16 protein-coding genes are annotated in these 13,493 nt (G+C 36.6%); 5 read left to right on the top strand and 11 right to left on the bottom strand.

The features are described 5' to 3' along the window. The first annotated feature begins 9 nt into the window (after positions 1–9). Positions 10–747, top strand: coding sequence for a peptidylprolyl isomerase (locus tag H6G25_RS18185; protein ID WP_190393706.1), 738 nt, complete (start codon positions 10–12; stop codon positions 745–747). Between the two features lie 183 nt (positions 748–930). Here the strand turns inward: H6G25_RS18185 and H6G25_RS18180 are convergent, their stop codons facing one another. The 9 genes from H6G25_RS18180 to H6G25_RS18140 all read right to left on the bottom strand — a co-directional run bounded on the left by H6G25_RS18180 (position 931) and on the right by H6G25_RS18140 (position 6,759). Further along, complete coding sequence (locus H6G25_RS18180; protein WP_190393705.1) at positions 931–1,098, bottom strand: hypothetical protein; 168 nt, start codon at positions 1,096–1,098, stop codon at positions 931–933. Positions 1,099–1,592: 494 nt separating this feature from the next. Beyond that, entirely contained in the window at positions 1,593–2,600 is a 1,008-nt protein-coding gene (locus H6G25_RS18175; RefSeq protein ID WP_190393704.1) for a DUF4351 domain-containing protein, read from the bottom strand. A 286-nt stretch (positions 2,601–2,886) separates the two neighbouring features. After that, entirely contained in the window at positions 2,887–3,090 is a 204-nt protein-coding gene (locus tag H6G25_RS18170) for a hypothetical protein (protein ID WP_190393703.1), read from the bottom strand. 16 nt (positions 3,091–3,106) lie between these two features. Further along, positions 3,107–4,366, bottom strand: coding sequence for a nif11-class peptide radical SAM maturase 3 (locus H6G25_RS18165; protein WP_190393702.1), 1,260 nt, complete (start codon positions 4,364–4,366; stop codon positions 3,107–3,109). 101 nt (positions 4,367–4,467) lie between these two features. Next, entirely contained in the window at positions 4,468–4,830 is a 363-nt protein-coding gene (locus H6G25_RS18160) for a Nif11-like leader peptide family natural product precursor (RefSeq protein WP_190393701.1), read from the bottom strand. A 185-nt stretch (positions 4,831–5,015) separates the two neighbouring features. Further along, entirely contained in the window at positions 5,016–5,375 is a 360-nt protein-coding gene (locus H6G25_RS18155) for a Nif11-like leader peptide family natural product precursor (protein ID WP_190393700.1), read from the bottom strand. 179 nt (positions 5,376–5,554) lie between these two features. Further along, on the bottom strand, positions 5,555–5,881 hold the full coding sequence (locus H6G25_RS18150) for a Nif11-like leader peptide family natural product precursor (RefSeq protein ID WP_242035018.1): 327 nt from the start codon (positions 5,879–5,881) through the stop codon (positions 5,555–5,557). A gap of 160 nt (positions 5,882–6,041) precedes the next feature. Continuing rightward, positions 6,042–6,476, bottom strand: coding sequence for a nitrogen fixation protein (locus H6G25_RS18145; RefSeq protein ID WP_174782609.1), 435 nt, complete (start codon positions 6,474–6,476; stop codon positions 6,042–6,044). A 37-nt stretch (positions 6,477–6,513) separates the two neighbouring features. Then, positions 6,514–6,759: a hypothetical protein gene (locus H6G25_RS18140; RefSeq protein ID WP_190393699.1), complete on the bottom strand. Its 246-nt coding sequence runs from the start codon at positions 6,757–6,759 to the stop codon at positions 6,514–6,516. A 626-nt stretch (positions 6,760–7,385) separates the two neighbouring features. Here H6G25_RS18140 and H6G25_RS18135 point away from each other — a divergent pair. Beyond that, positions 7,386–8,819 (top strand): DUF697 domain-containing protein, encoded by a 1,434-nt coding sequence (locus H6G25_RS18135; protein ID WP_347239219.1) that lies wholly within the window; start codon positions 7,386–7,388, stop codon positions 8,817–8,819. Between the two features lie 90 nt (positions 8,820–8,909). Here H6G25_RS18135 and H6G25_RS18130 read toward each other — a convergent pair whose 3' ends face one another. Both H6G25_RS18130 and H6G25_RS18125 read right to left on the bottom strand, forming a co-directional pair. Beyond that, positions 8,910–9,314: a type II toxin-antitoxin system VapC family toxin gene (locus H6G25_RS18130; RefSeq protein WP_190393698.1), complete on the bottom strand. Its 405-nt coding sequence runs from the start codon at positions 9,312–9,314 to the stop codon at positions 8,910–8,912. A 5-nt stretch (positions 9,315–9,319) separates the two neighbouring features. Further along, complete coding sequence (locus H6G25_RS18125) at positions 9,320–9,616, bottom strand: hypothetical protein (protein ID WP_028082402.1); 297 nt, start codon at positions 9,614–9,616, stop codon at positions 9,320–9,322. A gap of 242 nt (positions 9,617–9,858) precedes the next feature. Between H6G25_RS18125 and H6G25_RS18120 the strand changes: the two genes are divergently transcribed. The 3 genes from H6G25_RS18120 to H6G25_RS18110 are packed head-to-tail and all read left to right on the top strand — an operon-like array spanning position 9,859 to position 13,377. After that, a complete protein-coding gene (locus H6G25_RS18120) occupies positions 9,859–10,287 on the top strand; it encodes a hypothetical protein (RefSeq protein ID WP_190393697.1) in 429 nt (142 codons plus the stop codon). Between the two features lie 41 nt (positions 10,288–10,328). After that, positions 10,329–12,545, top strand: a complete 2,217-nt coding sequence (locus tag H6G25_RS18115) for a tetratricopeptide repeat protein (protein ID WP_190393696.1) — start codon at positions 10,329–10,331, stop codon at positions 12,543–12,545. A 46-nt stretch (positions 12,546–12,591) separates the two neighbouring features. After that, positions 12,592–13,377 (top strand): Rpn family recombination-promoting nuclease/putative transposase, encoded by a 786-nt coding sequence (locus H6G25_RS18110; RefSeq protein WP_190393695.1) that lies wholly within the window; start codon positions 12,592–12,594, stop codon positions 13,375–13,377. The last annotated feature ends 116 nt before the right edge of the window (positions 13,378–13,493 follow it).

Here is a 13,493-nt window from a genome sequence, read left to right as displayed (position 1 = left end):
GAGCAAATTATGTCAGCAAGCATCACCATTACCCAATCAGACATTTTACAACAAATTAAATTATCCTGTAAAATACCTGAGTTAGTTGAGCAAATTATCAGCCGAAAAGTGATTATAAATGCTGCGGAAGAAGCAGGGATAAAAGTAGAAGTTGAAGAATTACAAAAAGCAGCGGATTTTCTGCGATTAAATAATGACCTGACCAGTGCTAATGACACCTGGGAATGGTTAGAAAAACATGGTTTATCTATAGATGATTTTGAAGATATAGTCTATACTGGTGTGGTTACTGGTAAGTTAAGCAAGCATTTATTTTCTGATCAAATCGAACCTTTCTTCTTTGAAAATCAGTTAAATTATGCTGGTGTGGTCATGTATGAAGTTGTATTTAATGATGAAGATCTAGCAATAGAACTTTTTTATGCAGTCAAAGAAGGAGAAATGAGTTTTTATGATGTAGCTCACCAATATATTCAAGATGTAGAATTACGTCGTCAGGGAGGATATTTAGGAGTATTAAATCGTCGGGATTTAAAGCCAGAAATATCTGCTGCTGTCTTTGGTGCCAAACCCCCACAGGTAATTAAACCGATAATTACTTCTAAAGGAGTACATTTAATTTTTGTTGAGGAGATTATTCAGCCGGAATTGAATGATACATTGCGACAGGAAATTGTTAGCGATTTACTATTAAGTTGGATCAAAAAACAGGTTAATCAAACAGAGATTAATGTGAATTTGGAGTGATTTAATCACAAAAATGTAGGGTGGGTTAGCGACAGCGTAACCCACCATTTACATCAGAAAATTAAATTACGTAGGTTGGATTGAGGAAAAAAGTGGACATTTTTAAGGATTTTATGAGTTTCACTATCTTTCCACCCAACCTACCAAAATCCTTAACTAAACAGGATGGAAATTATTATTAATTTACCACCACCCAAAAGTACGACCAGCGCTATACGTTCTTACAGCCGCAGCAGCCGCCTTAATCAAAAAAGGTATCCAGAAGAAACCACCTTGAATTAAATATTGTTCTTCAGCAGTCAGTTCAACAACATTTTCACTATGCAAGTCAGCAATTTGAATCTTAGCCATCTTCGTATTCTCCTTGGTTTTAAAAAGTCAAAAAATCTAGAAAACAGGAAATGTTGTACTTTTTTCATTTCCCGACTACATCCTATTCAAAATAAAAACCTCTGTCTAGAGACTTAGACAAAATAAAAGTGACATAATTGTTTCAGTTTTGTCACCTTCAATAGCTTGATGATAACAGCATTTCACGCACAAATATCCGTAAAATTGCTATTTTAAGTTAAAAAAATCACTAAAAAAACAGGCAATTACGGATTAAAAATAGCTAAAAAAAGGGACATAATTGTTGCACTACTGTAGGAATTTTGTCACTTTTGCCTATTAACTTAAATATAAACAAATCTCTAACTTATTTAACAATTTAGATATATGTATTAGCTCTTATAAGCACAAAATATATAAGATATGTAATTTATTTAACATAAATACCTAATCAGATGGTGGGTTACGCTGTCGCTAACCCACCCTACGTATATTTGAAGACTTCAACAAGAGGATTAATTTAATTGCAACCAATTAAGTAAATCCGCCATACTGCTAAAATCTAGTAAAGCCTCGCTTAGATTTTCCAACTGATTAACAGAAAGAGATTGAATAAGCTGTGTCGTTTCCGGTGATAATTCACCCAATCGCTTTTTAAGCAGTTTTAAAATAACCAACCGTTCTCCTTCCTGTCTACCTTCCTGTCTACCTTCCTGTCTACCTTCTTGTCTACCTTCAAGTCGTCCTTCTTCTATTCCCCGCTCGTAACCTATGCGCTCACCAGTGGTAATATATCTCATAGTTCGCTCCTGCTCGAATTGTTTATACTCCGACCACAATTGATTTTCCAATGGTTTTGGTAAAATCATTACCCAGTCTATAAAGCGATACAGGTTACGAATATCTTGCTCTTGTAAGCCTAAATCGTATAACCTGCGAATTAAACTGAATTTCCAGATTTTGCGTTCTTGGGGATATGAGCGCGTTTGCTGGGTTTTCAAATGCGCCATAACCACTGTAGCAAAAGGATTCTTACTATTTTCTAACTCTTGCCACCGTTGTTCATAATCTAACAGTTTAATGCTACCAAATTCAAAATTTAACTTTGTCTGGGGATAATTGTAACCGTAATTACTCGGTCGCCATTCACGGTTGGTGTCACATAAAATCGCCAAGCTGATTGCGGGTTGACCAAAACTGTCAAAAATGCGATAATTGTAGGTAAATATCCGTTGACCGAAATTATCTTCTTTTTTTCCCTGAATTTCTACATGGACTAATAACCACAATTGTTCACCCTGAATTTGCCAAACTTTGACTAATTGATCAGCATATCTCTTTCCTTGTTCGGCTTCACGGGTAATTTGTTGAAATTCTTTATCGAGAAATTCATAAGGACGTTCCCAGTTAATTAATGCGTAGGTTTCGGGAAAAAAGAATTGCATTGCTTGGGGAAAATATGCGGTGAGAATTTCTTTCCATGGACTATCAAAATCAGCCCGTTTATGAATAATATTGGTCATGAATTAATGGCAGATGATTATTTATCTTACCTCAAATTCTTAGTTACTGAATAAAAGTTATATAATCTGAATTATAGATATAGACATTCTCCCTGGTTTGTGAAGGGATTTTTGGGAACGAACCTACTAGGACACAGAGGACGCAGAGGTAGAGAAAAAAGAGGTATTTATGTCTTATTTAGGATGGGTATATAAATAAAATAAACCTGAATCTTTAAATTTTCAGGTTTGTGGTAAAATTAAAGTGCTGTAAATTTAATTGCTTGCAATTAAATGTTAGATTTCATCAGCTTTCACTCCTGACAATACCCGCTTCTTTCTCAATTCGGTCTAAAGCTCTTTTAGCCCTAAAAATAAGTCGCAAATAAGTAATCTGATTATCCCAACTCAAACGAGGTAATAAAGGTTGTGAAATATCTGAATCAGTTTCAGATTTTACAAAGGTATTTGAATCTTCTAAAGTGATAGAATCGGGGGAAATATTGTTCATGATTCTCAACAGAATTTTAGTGGGAATTAACTAAAGATTTGCCTAACTCTGGTTCTTTTTCCCACCCTTTTGGCCATTGAATTAACTCAGCCGTAAAATGCAGTGGGTCATTTTCTATCCAAGGGGTATTAATAGATTCCTCAATTAGTGCAAATTCGCCATTATCAAAGGGATTTCCATTGGCTTGACGTTGCCGAAAAACACGCTCTCTAATGCCATTTTTTTCTTGGGTTAAGGCGCGATGATGACAGTAAGGATTATTACCTCTCTTATCAAAGAAAACATGGGCAGTCCAACTACAACCACCACGACAAAGTTCCGCAAATTCACAAGTTTTGCAAAAACCCCATAGGTGTTCTGTTCCCTTGGGAGTACCAGCACCAAGATTAAATCTCAGTTCCTCTGTTTCTTCAATAATTGTCCGCAGTGAATGGTCGCGGATATTACCTCCTGTATAAGCTGTTGTCGGTAAAGATGGGCAACCTTTGATAGCACCGTCCGCTTCAATACCTAAAGCCGAGAGTCCGGCGCTACATCCCTGCCAAAATGACCACGCATCCCCCCCGCGCAATAATCGCTCATAGGGTCCGTAGTAGCCAATATTATTTCCCGGTTGCACTTGTACACCTTCCTGCTTGGCTCGTTTTGCAACACGAGCAATCATTGGATATACATCCAAAAGTTCATAAGGTTGTAATAAAATCTCGCTATTATCCGCTGCATTCCCCATAGGTACGGTTAATTGAATTTGCCAAGCGAAAATACCCGCGTCGCGGAGATGTTCGTAAATTTGGGGAAATTCTGGGGCTGAGAGCCGATTAATTTGAGTATTACAACCAAAGGGAATACCCGCTTCTTTGAGGTTACTCATGGTCTGAAATGCCCATTTCCATGAGCCTTGTTTACCGCGAATCCGGTCATGAGTAGCTTCTAAACCATCAACGGATACAGAAACTACTTGAATCCCTGCTGCTTTCATGCGGTGGGCTGTCTCTAAGGTGATACCATAACCCCCGGTGGTCATACCACAAATCATACCAGCTTGAGTAATTGCTTGGGCAATTTCTAACCAATCGGGACGAAGAAATGCTTCACCTCCAATAATAGTAACTTCTGTAATTCCTACTTCGGCCATTTGCTGGACTAAGTTAAGAGCTTCTGCTGTAGAAAGTTCATTTGTCCTGGTATGTCCAGCGCGAGAACCACAATGTTGACAAGCTAGATTACATTTAAGGGTAATTTCCCACACTGCATAGCTAATTCGGTGATAAGTCATGGAAATATCCTCAATCAATTTTGTGAGTAAAGGATGAATAAATTGGCTTTTTATCCATCCCTAAAAACTTAATTTTTCAGTTCAAAAATGGACATTTACCCTTAAAAAGTGTCACCTCTAACAACTCCATACATCGCCTGTACAGGTGGCCATTTCCCTTGTGGTGGCCACACGACTCCATATAATGGTTGAATTATTGGTCTAATTCTTGAATTATTTCCAGTTATTCCACCAAAAACGGCTGCTAATTCCTTTTCACCTAGATCTTGAATTTCATCTTCAGAATTAGCTGATTCTAAAAGTTGATAAGTATATTCTTCGTATTCTTCTAAAGTGAAATCAAAGCCAGCTTCTTTAACTATTCGGCTACACTCTTCTTTATTCTCAGCAGCTTTGATTTGGTCACGAAAAGCTTCATTCTCTTCCAGGTGTTTGTAGAAAGATTTGACGTTTTCTAAAGACATATTTTTCTCCTTTCAGATAGTTAGAAAATATCTTTGGCTTTAATTATTTAGCTGAAAGATGGTTAAGTTTTTCTGTCAATTGCTAAAACTTAACCTCCAGGCTTTTTAGCCTATTTGATGATCAATTTGATTTGTTGGTATCCCCAAAAAACTTAATTTTTCAGTTCAAAAATGGACATTTACCCTCACCAATTTGGAAGTCTACCAATAACAACTCCATACATCGCCTGCATCTGTATAGGTGGCCATTTTTGTGGTGGCCTCACGCCTCCATACTTTGGTTGTACGGGTCTGGTTATTCCAGTTATTCCACCAAAAACGGCTGCTAATTCTTTTTCACTTAAATCTTGAATTTCATCTTCAGAGTTAGCTGATTCTAAAAGTTGATAAGTGTATTCTTCGTATTCTTCTAAGGTAAAATCAAAGCCGGCTGATTTAACTATTCGGCTACACTCTTCTTTATTCTCAGCAGCTTTGATTTGATCGCGGAAAGCTTCATTATCTGCCAGGTGTTTGTAGAAAGATTTGACGTTTTCTAAAGACATATTTTTCTCCTTTCAGATAGTTAGAAAATATCTTTGGCTTTAATTATTTAGCTGAAAGATGGTTAAGTTTTTCTGTCAATTGCTAAAACTTAACCTCCAGGCTTTTTAGCCTATTTGATAATCAATTTGATTTGTTTGTATCCCCCAAAAAATTAATTTTTCAGTTCGGAAATAGAGTTCTAGGCAAGAAATATTCCTCCTGATAATGTATCTCGTGGTGGCAATCCGTAACATTGTAAATATATGGGTGTTTTGGGTTTTCCAATTATTCCACCAAAAACGGCTGCTAATTCCTTTTCACCTAAATCTTGAATTTCATCTTCAGAATTAGCTGATTCTAAAAGTTGATAAGTATATTCTTCATATTCTTCTAAAGTAAAATCAAAGCCGGCTTCTTTAACTATTTGGCTACACTCTTCTTTATTCTCAGCAGCTTTGATTTGATCGCGGAAAGCTTCATTATCTTCCAGATATTCATAGAAAGATTTGACATTTTCTAAAGACATATTTTTCTCCTTTCAGATATTGGTAAAATTCCCTAATTCAGATATTAAATTCATATCTTGCACCTTCTCAAAAAGGGTAGGCAGAAAATCCCCATACTAGCTAATAATCAGCTTTTTAGGATCTTATTTTTCCCATCAGATTATGGTGCAAAATATTAAGTTAACGAGCCGTTGGTGTGGCTACTTGAATTGACAATTCAGAAGCATTGTAATTATCCGTAATTACTTGCGGACAACGCATACAAGCCGCCTTACCTTCCTGTTGCCACCAACGACAATCACGACGTATAGAACAGGGAGGTAATTCCTCTCCTACTGTCGGTAAATTTTCGACAATTCGTGTAGCTAAACCACAATTTTTCCCATCAAAATGTTGACAACCATTTGTGGCACAAGTTGAAGCTGTACGAAACACTTCCGCTGGTGTCACAGGACTAACTTTAGCTATTAGTTCATCTGTGATAGGTTGAGGCTGTTTCAGATAAGCTACACGAGGTTCTGCTACTGTTCCACCAATGATACCGAAAACAAAACTTTCCCCTGGTTCTGGTCTAGCACTAGGGCAGAGTGTAGTTTTTTCAGCAATTTCCTTCATCCATTTAGCCTCCAAATAAGAGGATTTTTATGCCACATTATCTGGGAGTGGGAGTTGGGAGTGTAGTTGTGACTGCGATTAGCCCTATTGTGCTAGGAGGCCTGATTATTCCACATATTATTATGGGGGGTATCCTACCGCTTGTGGTAATAGCTGCTTTACCACCAGAAACGTTTTTAGCTTCTTCATCAGATACAGATGCTAGAGCCTCATTACGACGCGCTACTGCATTATTAACAGCACTATCAATTAGGTCGTTGATTTCAAGACGATGATTATTCATGTTAATTTGCCTCAGATGTCTGTAGGTGAATTAATTTGTTAAGGTTGTTATTCTTTGTTGCCCCACTACATCTTATTCAAAATAAAAACCTCTGTCTAGAGATTTAGACAAAATAAAAGTGACATAATTGTTTCAGTTTTCTCACCTTCAATAGCTTGATGATAACAGCATTTTACGCACAATTATCCGTAAATTTGCCATTTTAGGTTGAAAATATCACTAAAAAACAGACAATCACGGATTAAAAATAGCCAAAAAAAGGGACATAATTGTTGCACTACTGTAGGAATTTTGTCACTTTTTCTTATTAAATTAAATATAAATAGATCCCTAAATTATTTAATAATTTAGATATATGTATTAGCTCTTGTAAGCCTAAATCCCATAAAATATGTAATTTATTTTACATTACTAATTAATCAGATGGTGGGTTACGCTGTCGCTAACCCACCCTACGTATATTTTAAGATTTAAACCAAAGGATTAATTTAATTAGTTTCAATTAAGTTAATTCGCCGTTGATACTTTGGTCAAAGCGGTTAAACTGTTATTCAAGGAGCTAGTTTTGATAACAAAAGTTTTAGAATGAAGTAAAAGCCTTTTCCTGGCATGGAGAATCACAAATTGTGAAGTTACAGCGACCAATATTAGTGGGAGGACTAGGACTATCGTTCTCCCTGTGGATGTTAGACAGTTGGCATGATTCAATAGTTCAAGTGGGAGAGTTCGGAATTTTGACCGCTTTGGCTGTTGGGGGGGGTTTATGGTTATTGCGGAAAAATCAGCCCCCATTAGGTGAACAACTAAATGATATACTTGTAGACCCAGGATCTGTAGTCAAGGCGATCGCTCAAACAGAGGTAATAATTAATCAAATTGCCCAAGAAGCACCCAGTCATCCTGACCTAGCAATTCTCTGGGAAAATATCGCTAAATTTCCTTTAGAATTAGAAAGAAAGGAAATTACGGTTGCGGTTATTGGTGGAAAATCCGTGGGTAAAAGTACGGTTATTAAAGCTCTGGAAAATGCCTCAATTTTACCAGGAATGTCCTTACACTTTACGGAGACAGCGGCTTTATTTTCGGCACTTAGTGAAAATTCTGGTGTCGTTACTTTATCGGAAATCCAGAAATCTGATTTTGTCTTATTTCTCACCAACGGTGATTTGACAGATTCAGAATTTCAGTTTTGGGAACAGTTAAAAACCGCAAAACAGCCGACATTGCTGGTTTTCAACAAACAGGATCAGTATCAACCTTCAGAACGCGCTACGGTTCTACAATCATTAAAACAGCGGGTATGCTCAAATGTAGTTGGGACTGCGGCCTCTCCTGTAGATGTGAAAGTGCGAAAACATCAAGAAGATGGTTCTTTTCAGGAATGGATGGAACAACAAACACCAGATATCCAGCAGCTAACACAACAATTAAGGGAGATTATCGGACAACAAGGAGAACAGCTAGTTTATAATACTACAAATCGTAAGGTATTATTGCTGAAAGCTGAAGCTAAAAGTTGTTTAAATTCTATGAGGCGCGATTATTCTATGCCTATTATAGAAAAATATCAGTGGATTGCAGCGGCGGCAGCTTTTGCTAACCCTGTACCTGCGTTGGATATTCTCGCAACTGCGGCTATTACGGCGCAAATGGTGATAGACTTGGGTAATATTTATCAGCAGAAAATTTCCTTAGAGCAAGGGCAACAAGTAGCCAGAACTATGGGAAGTTTAATGTTGAAATTAGGTTTGGTGGAACTTTCAACTAAAGCTGTAACAGGTATTCTCAAAACTAATGTTGCTACCTTTGTCGCTGGGGGAATGGTAGAGGGAGTCAGCGCTGCTTACCTAACCAGAGTAGCAGGATTAAGCTTAATAGAATATTTCCAAGAGCAAGAAATTGCTTTAGAATCGGGAGATGCCTTAAATCTGGAGAAATTACGCCAAGTTTTACAAACTGTATTCCAGCAAAATCAGAAAATGGCTGTTTTGGAAGCTTTTGTCAAGCAAGGTGTCAAGCGGTTATTACCGGAAGCAAAACCAAACTGTGGGTTAAGTTGATTAATTTAAAATACTGAATACCCATGTCCCCGACTTCCTAGAGAAATCGGGGATCTATTTCTATTTCTCATAATAAAATGTACATAAAACCTATTCTTCTAACCAATTCTCTAAAGTTAATTCCTCAACTCTCAATAAATCACTATCATGAGAAACTAGAATAAACCCTTTAACGATAGCAGTCGCAGCAATTAAAATATCTTCTGTTTGGATTGGTAATCCTCTTAATCTGAGATTTGCATGAATTTCTGCGGCTTTTTCTAAAATTGCTAAATCGTCCAAAAAAATGATTTGATAATCCTTACAGAAATTATCAAATCTTTCCAATTGTTTAGTTGCTTTTACCGCAAATAATCCTCTTTTAACTTCAAAGTAAGTAACGCAACTGATACTCAATATTTGTCTTTGAGATTTTAATTGCGCTATTTCTGCTGTTACTTTAAAGTTATTCCGCAGTGCTAAGGAAACAATGTTTGTATCTAATAAATACGCCATGTTCTTTATTTCCGTTTAATCATTTCATCAAAAATTGCTATTTGTTCGGGAGTTAATTCATTTAAAGTTCCCGCTACCGCTTCTAACACCATAATTCCGCTACAATGCTTTTTTAATTCCTGATCTTCCATGCTATTAAACTCATCAATAGGTAAGTTTTGCTGAAATAAATTACATAAATGCTGAATCATTTCCTCTGCGTTAAGTTCTTCCTTAAATAAAGGACGTTCTTCCATTAAAATAGCCACAATTTTCTCAATTCTTGTTTTCATTGATTCTTGTTGAAGTTCTGTTGATAACATAATATTTCCTCCAGAGAAATGTAAATGATATTCATAGATGTTATATATTGTAGCATTTTTTATTTATCTGATGTCTGTTTATTACTCCAATATTAATTTCTTGCTAACGAGTGAATAATTAGAAAATATTCATATTGAATCTGTATTTATATCTGTAATATTTTTTAGTTTTATCCCTGAGTCCGTTAGGAATGTGCTACCATGACTCTGTATAACTAACAGTAGTTAAACCGCATAAATTCATGGATATCGTTGCAATTGTTAAGTTAATCACCCCCTGTCTGCCTTTTCTACTGACTATGGGTAATAAAGCCGCAGAAGGTGCTTCCCAGAAAGTTGGTGAGGATGTTTGGAATCGGGCTAAAATGATTTGGGATAAGTTATGGCCGAAGGTAGAAGCTAAGGAAGAAGCTAAAAAAGCTGCTACGAAGGCTCAACAAAACCCAGATGATGATGATTTACAAGCAGCTTTCCGGGTACAAATAAGGGAGATTTTAGAAGCAGATACAGAATTAGCTAAAGAAATAACTAAGATTTTACAAACACAAAAATCTGATGATAGTTCTTCTAGTGTTAATGCTCAAGCTTATGATGAGAGTACACAATTTAATACAGGACGGGATGTTAATAACCCAACTTATGATATGAGGAGAATTAATAGCCCAAAGTAACTGCCAATATTGCTGTTTTTGGTGCTGCACAGCAAGAAATATTGGCGTTAATAGAAAGCAGCACCAAACCAGAATCACCGGGGATTCTCAAAGCGGGAAACCCTAGCAGAAATTTGGCTAATTGGCAAGGAAGAACAGCAGAAATTGCCAATTTAAAACAATGGTTAAATAATCAAAATATTTCTCTCATTGGCATTGAAGGTATTGGTGGTACTGGTAAATCAATGTTAGCCACTAAGATTTATCAAGATGAAGAAATAAAGGGTTTTACAAAACGTTTTTGGGCTGATGTGAGTTATGGGGCTATTTTTACTGATGTGGCTACTCAAGTTTTACAAGATTTTGGTTATAAAGTCCCAGAACAAGAAACACAATTAGTACAAACTTTGGTGAAATGTTTACAATCCGATGAATTTTTATTGATCATTGATAACTTAGAAAGTCTCTTACAAACTGATGGAACTTGGGGAAGTCAATTTTATGAGGACTTTTTTACAACTTGGGTAGAGTGTGGGGTTAAAAGTAAAGTAATTGTCACCACTAGAGAAAGACCAGAATTACCGAAAAGATTTCAATGGCTACCCTTATCAGGTTTAAAAATTGCAGATGGGGTAGCACTATTAACAGCTTTAGGTATTCAAGGAAATTTAGAGGAATTTGTCAAATTAGTAGATGGTTATCCTTTGCTGTTGCGATTTGTGGCAGATTTATTAATAGAAGAATATCCCCAAGACCCACATTTAAAAAGATTGGAAAATTTAGGTTTGGGAAATTTGCAGCAATTATTGACGGATAAAAAAGTAGTTGGCCAGCACCGTCGGGAAAATGTGGGGATGGTGTTGGTATTAGATGCCAGTTTTGGGCGTTTGAATGAGTTGCAAAAGTCTCTATTACAAAATATTAGTGTTTATCGTGGTGCGGTAAATAGTAAAGCTGCGGTAGCTGTATGTCCAGGAAGTTCAGAAACAGAGATTGAGAGAGAATTAAGAAATCTTGTCAAGCGTTCTTTTTTATCAGAAAAATTGATTGATGATGGCAGATGGTTTGAGTTTCAGCCTGTGGTTTTGGTATATGCGCGATATAAAGCCGGTGATCAGACAGAAGCACATCAACAAGCTATTAATTATTATCAGTCAATTGCTAAACAACAACCTTGGCAAACTAAAGATGATATTCAGGAATATTTAGAAATCTTTTATCATTTTTACCAATTAGCAGATTATGATTCAGCATTTGAGGCAATTCGCCATTGCAATGATTTTTTGACTTTGCGGGGTTATTATGCCAACCAAGTGGAATTATATGGGCAGTTGGTAAGTAAATGGAAAGAAATTGGGAATATAAACAACTGTAATTATTTAGATTCTGTCATTCAATTAGGCAATGCTTACTTGGTTTTCGGTAAATACAAACAAGGGTTAGAGTTATGCAAAGAAGGTTTAGAAATAGCTCGAAAAATAGGCTATTTTCTAGGAGAAACTAATCTGTTAATCAGTTTAGGAAATTTTTACCAATACTCACGGATGGATTACCAAAAAGCAATTGAGTTATACCAGCAGTGTTTGAAAATAGCGAATATTCCGGTTAATACTCTAAATAAAAATATTTATTTAAATAAAAGTATTTGCTTAAATGTCTTAGGCAACGTTTACAACTCTTTAGGTGAAGAACACAACTCTCCCAACTATCACGAAGAGGCAATTAAGTTATTCGAGGAATCTTTGGAAATAAAAAGGGAAATAGGAGGCGATAGATTAGGTGAAGGTAGTTGCTACCTTGGTTTAGGAAATGCTTACAACTTATTGAAACAATACGAACAGGCAGATAATTTCTATCAGCAGTCTTTGGAAATATCCAGGGAAACAGGTGCTAGATTAGATGAAGGTAGTTGCTTAAACAATTTAGGCGAAATTCACAAATCTCTGGGAGACTACCAAACGGCAATTATATTTTATGAGCAGTCTTTGGATATAAAAAGGGAGATAGGGGATGTTCGGGGAGAAGCAAATGCTTGGTTTAATTTAGGTCTGTCCTTAGAAAAAGTGGATAGGGAACAAGATGCACTGGGGGCTTATCGCAATGCGCGGGAACTATTTCAGACAATGGGACTTGATACCGATGTGCAAGATTGTAACAATGCAATTGAGGGTCTTTCTCAACCACAAAAGCCTGTAGTTTCTCCGCGTGGGTTTTGGGGTTGGTTGCGGCAGTTGTGGCGTTGGGTACGGGGTTGGTTTCGGCGATCACATAAACTGTAAACATATCTGATAGAAATTTAATGTAAATTCAAGGCTGTTAAATCAAATGTATGACAACATCTGTAAATATCTCGCCGAAAACTTCCAAGCAGACTTAGCCACATGGTTACTAGGTTCACCAGTTGAATTAATAGAACTGAGTCCAACAAAATTATCAAACGAACCAATTCGCGCTGATTCGTTGATTTTATTACAATCAGAGAACTTAATATTACATATTGAGTTTCAGACCGATGGTAATAAAAATATACCCTTTAGGATGTTAGATTATCGAGTTAGAGGTTATCGGCGTTTTCCTGACAAAGAGATGCGCCAAGTAGTGATTTATTTGAGAAAAACAGATTCTGAATTAGTCCATGAGAATAGTTTCAGATTAAACAAAACCCACCATGAGTTTGAAGTAATCCGTCTATGGGAACAACCAACAGAACAATTTATGACCGCGCCCGGTTTATTACCATTTGCCGTGCTAAGTCAGACAGAAGATCCTAGAATGGTATTGAGCCAAGTAGCACAAGCAGTCGAAAAAATTAAAGATCAACAACAACAAAGGGATATAGCTGCTGCCAGCAGTATTTTAGCTGGGTTGGTGTTAAATAGAAATGTGATCAAGAAAATTTTCAGGAGTGAGATTATGCGCGAATCAGTAATTTATCAAGACATCCTCGAAGAAGGTGAAGCCAAAGGTAAAGCTAAAGGTAGGGCTGAAACAACAAGAAAATTGGCTATAAATTTATTACGAATCGGCATGAATTTAGAGCAAATTGCTGAAGTTACTGAATTATCTGTTGAACAAGTTCGAGCTTTACAACAAGAAATTCAATCATTGTAAAACTGAGCATTTGTAGTGATTTTTCAGTAAAGGGTGCGATCGCTCTCCGTAGGAATCATGTATACCTCACAACGAACGAAGATGAGCGATCGCCTTAATCCCCCACCAGTATCAGA

The sequence above is a fragment of the Dolichospermum sp. FACHB-1091 genome (genome assembly GCF_014697585.1).
Lineage (GTDB): Bacteria > Cyanobacteriota > Cyanobacteriia > Cyanobacteriales > Nostocaceae > Dolichospermum.
Note: the sequence above shows the minus strand (reverse complement) of the source record. Positions and strands in the feature narration are given on the sequence as shown.

What these genes read in the sequence shown, in the direction of transcription:
- H6G25_RS18185 (WP_190393706.1), top strand. Translation starts at nt 10, where the DNA reads ATGTCAGCAAGCATCACCATTACCCAATCAGACATTTTACAACAAATT.
- H6G25_RS18180 (WP_190393705.1), bottom strand. Translation starts at nt 1,098, where the DNA reads ATGGCTAAGATTCAAATTGCTGACTTGCATAGTGAAAATGTTGTTGAA.
- H6G25_RS18175 (WP_190393704.1), bottom strand. Translation starts at nt 2,600, where the DNA reads ATGACCAATATTATTCATAAACGGGCTGATTTTGATAGTCCATGGAAA.
- H6G25_RS18170 (WP_190393703.1), bottom strand. Translation starts at nt 3,090, where the DNA reads ATGAACAATATTTCCCCCGATTCTATCACTTTAGAAGATTCAAATACC.
- H6G25_RS18165 (WP_190393702.1), bottom strand. Translation starts at nt 4,366, where the DNA reads ATGACTTATCACCGAATTAGCTATGCAGTGTGGGAAATTACCCTTAAA.
- H6G25_RS18160 (WP_190393701.1), bottom strand. Translation starts at nt 4,830, where the DNA reads ATGTCTTTAGAAAACGTCAAATCTTTCTACAAACACCTGGAAGAGAAT.
- H6G25_RS18155 (WP_190393700.1), bottom strand. Translation starts at nt 5,375, where the DNA reads ATGTCTTTAGAAAACGTCAAATCTTTCTACAAACACCTGGCAGATAAT.
- H6G25_RS18150 (WP_242035018.1), bottom strand. Translation starts at nt 5,881, where the DNA reads ATGTCTTTAGAAAATGTCAAATCTTTCTATGAATATCTGGAAGATAAT.
- H6G25_RS18145 (WP_174782609.1), bottom strand. Translation starts at nt 6,476, where the DNA reads ATGAAGGAAATTGCTGAAAAAACTACACTCTGCCCTAGTGCTAGACCA.
- H6G25_RS18140 (WP_190393699.1), bottom strand. Translation starts at nt 6,759, where the DNA reads ATGAATAATCATCGTCTTGAAATCAACGACCTAATTGATAGTGCTGTT.
- H6G25_RS18130 (WP_190393698.1), bottom strand. Translation starts at nt 9,314, where the DNA reads ATGGCGTATTTATTAGATACAAACATTGTTTCCTTAGCACTGCGGAAT.
- H6G25_RS18125 (WP_028082402.1), bottom strand. Translation starts at nt 9,616, where the DNA reads ATGTTATCAACAGAACTTCAACAAGAATCAATGAAAACAAGAATTGAG.
- H6G25_RS18120 (WP_190393697.1), top strand. Translation starts at nt 9,859, where the DNA reads ATGGATATCGTTGCAATTGTTAAGTTAATCACCCCCTGTCTGCCTTTT.
- H6G25_RS18110 (WP_190393695.1), top strand. Translation starts at nt 12,592, where the DNA reads ATGTATGACAACATCTGTAAATATCTCGCCGAAAACTTCCAAGCAGAC.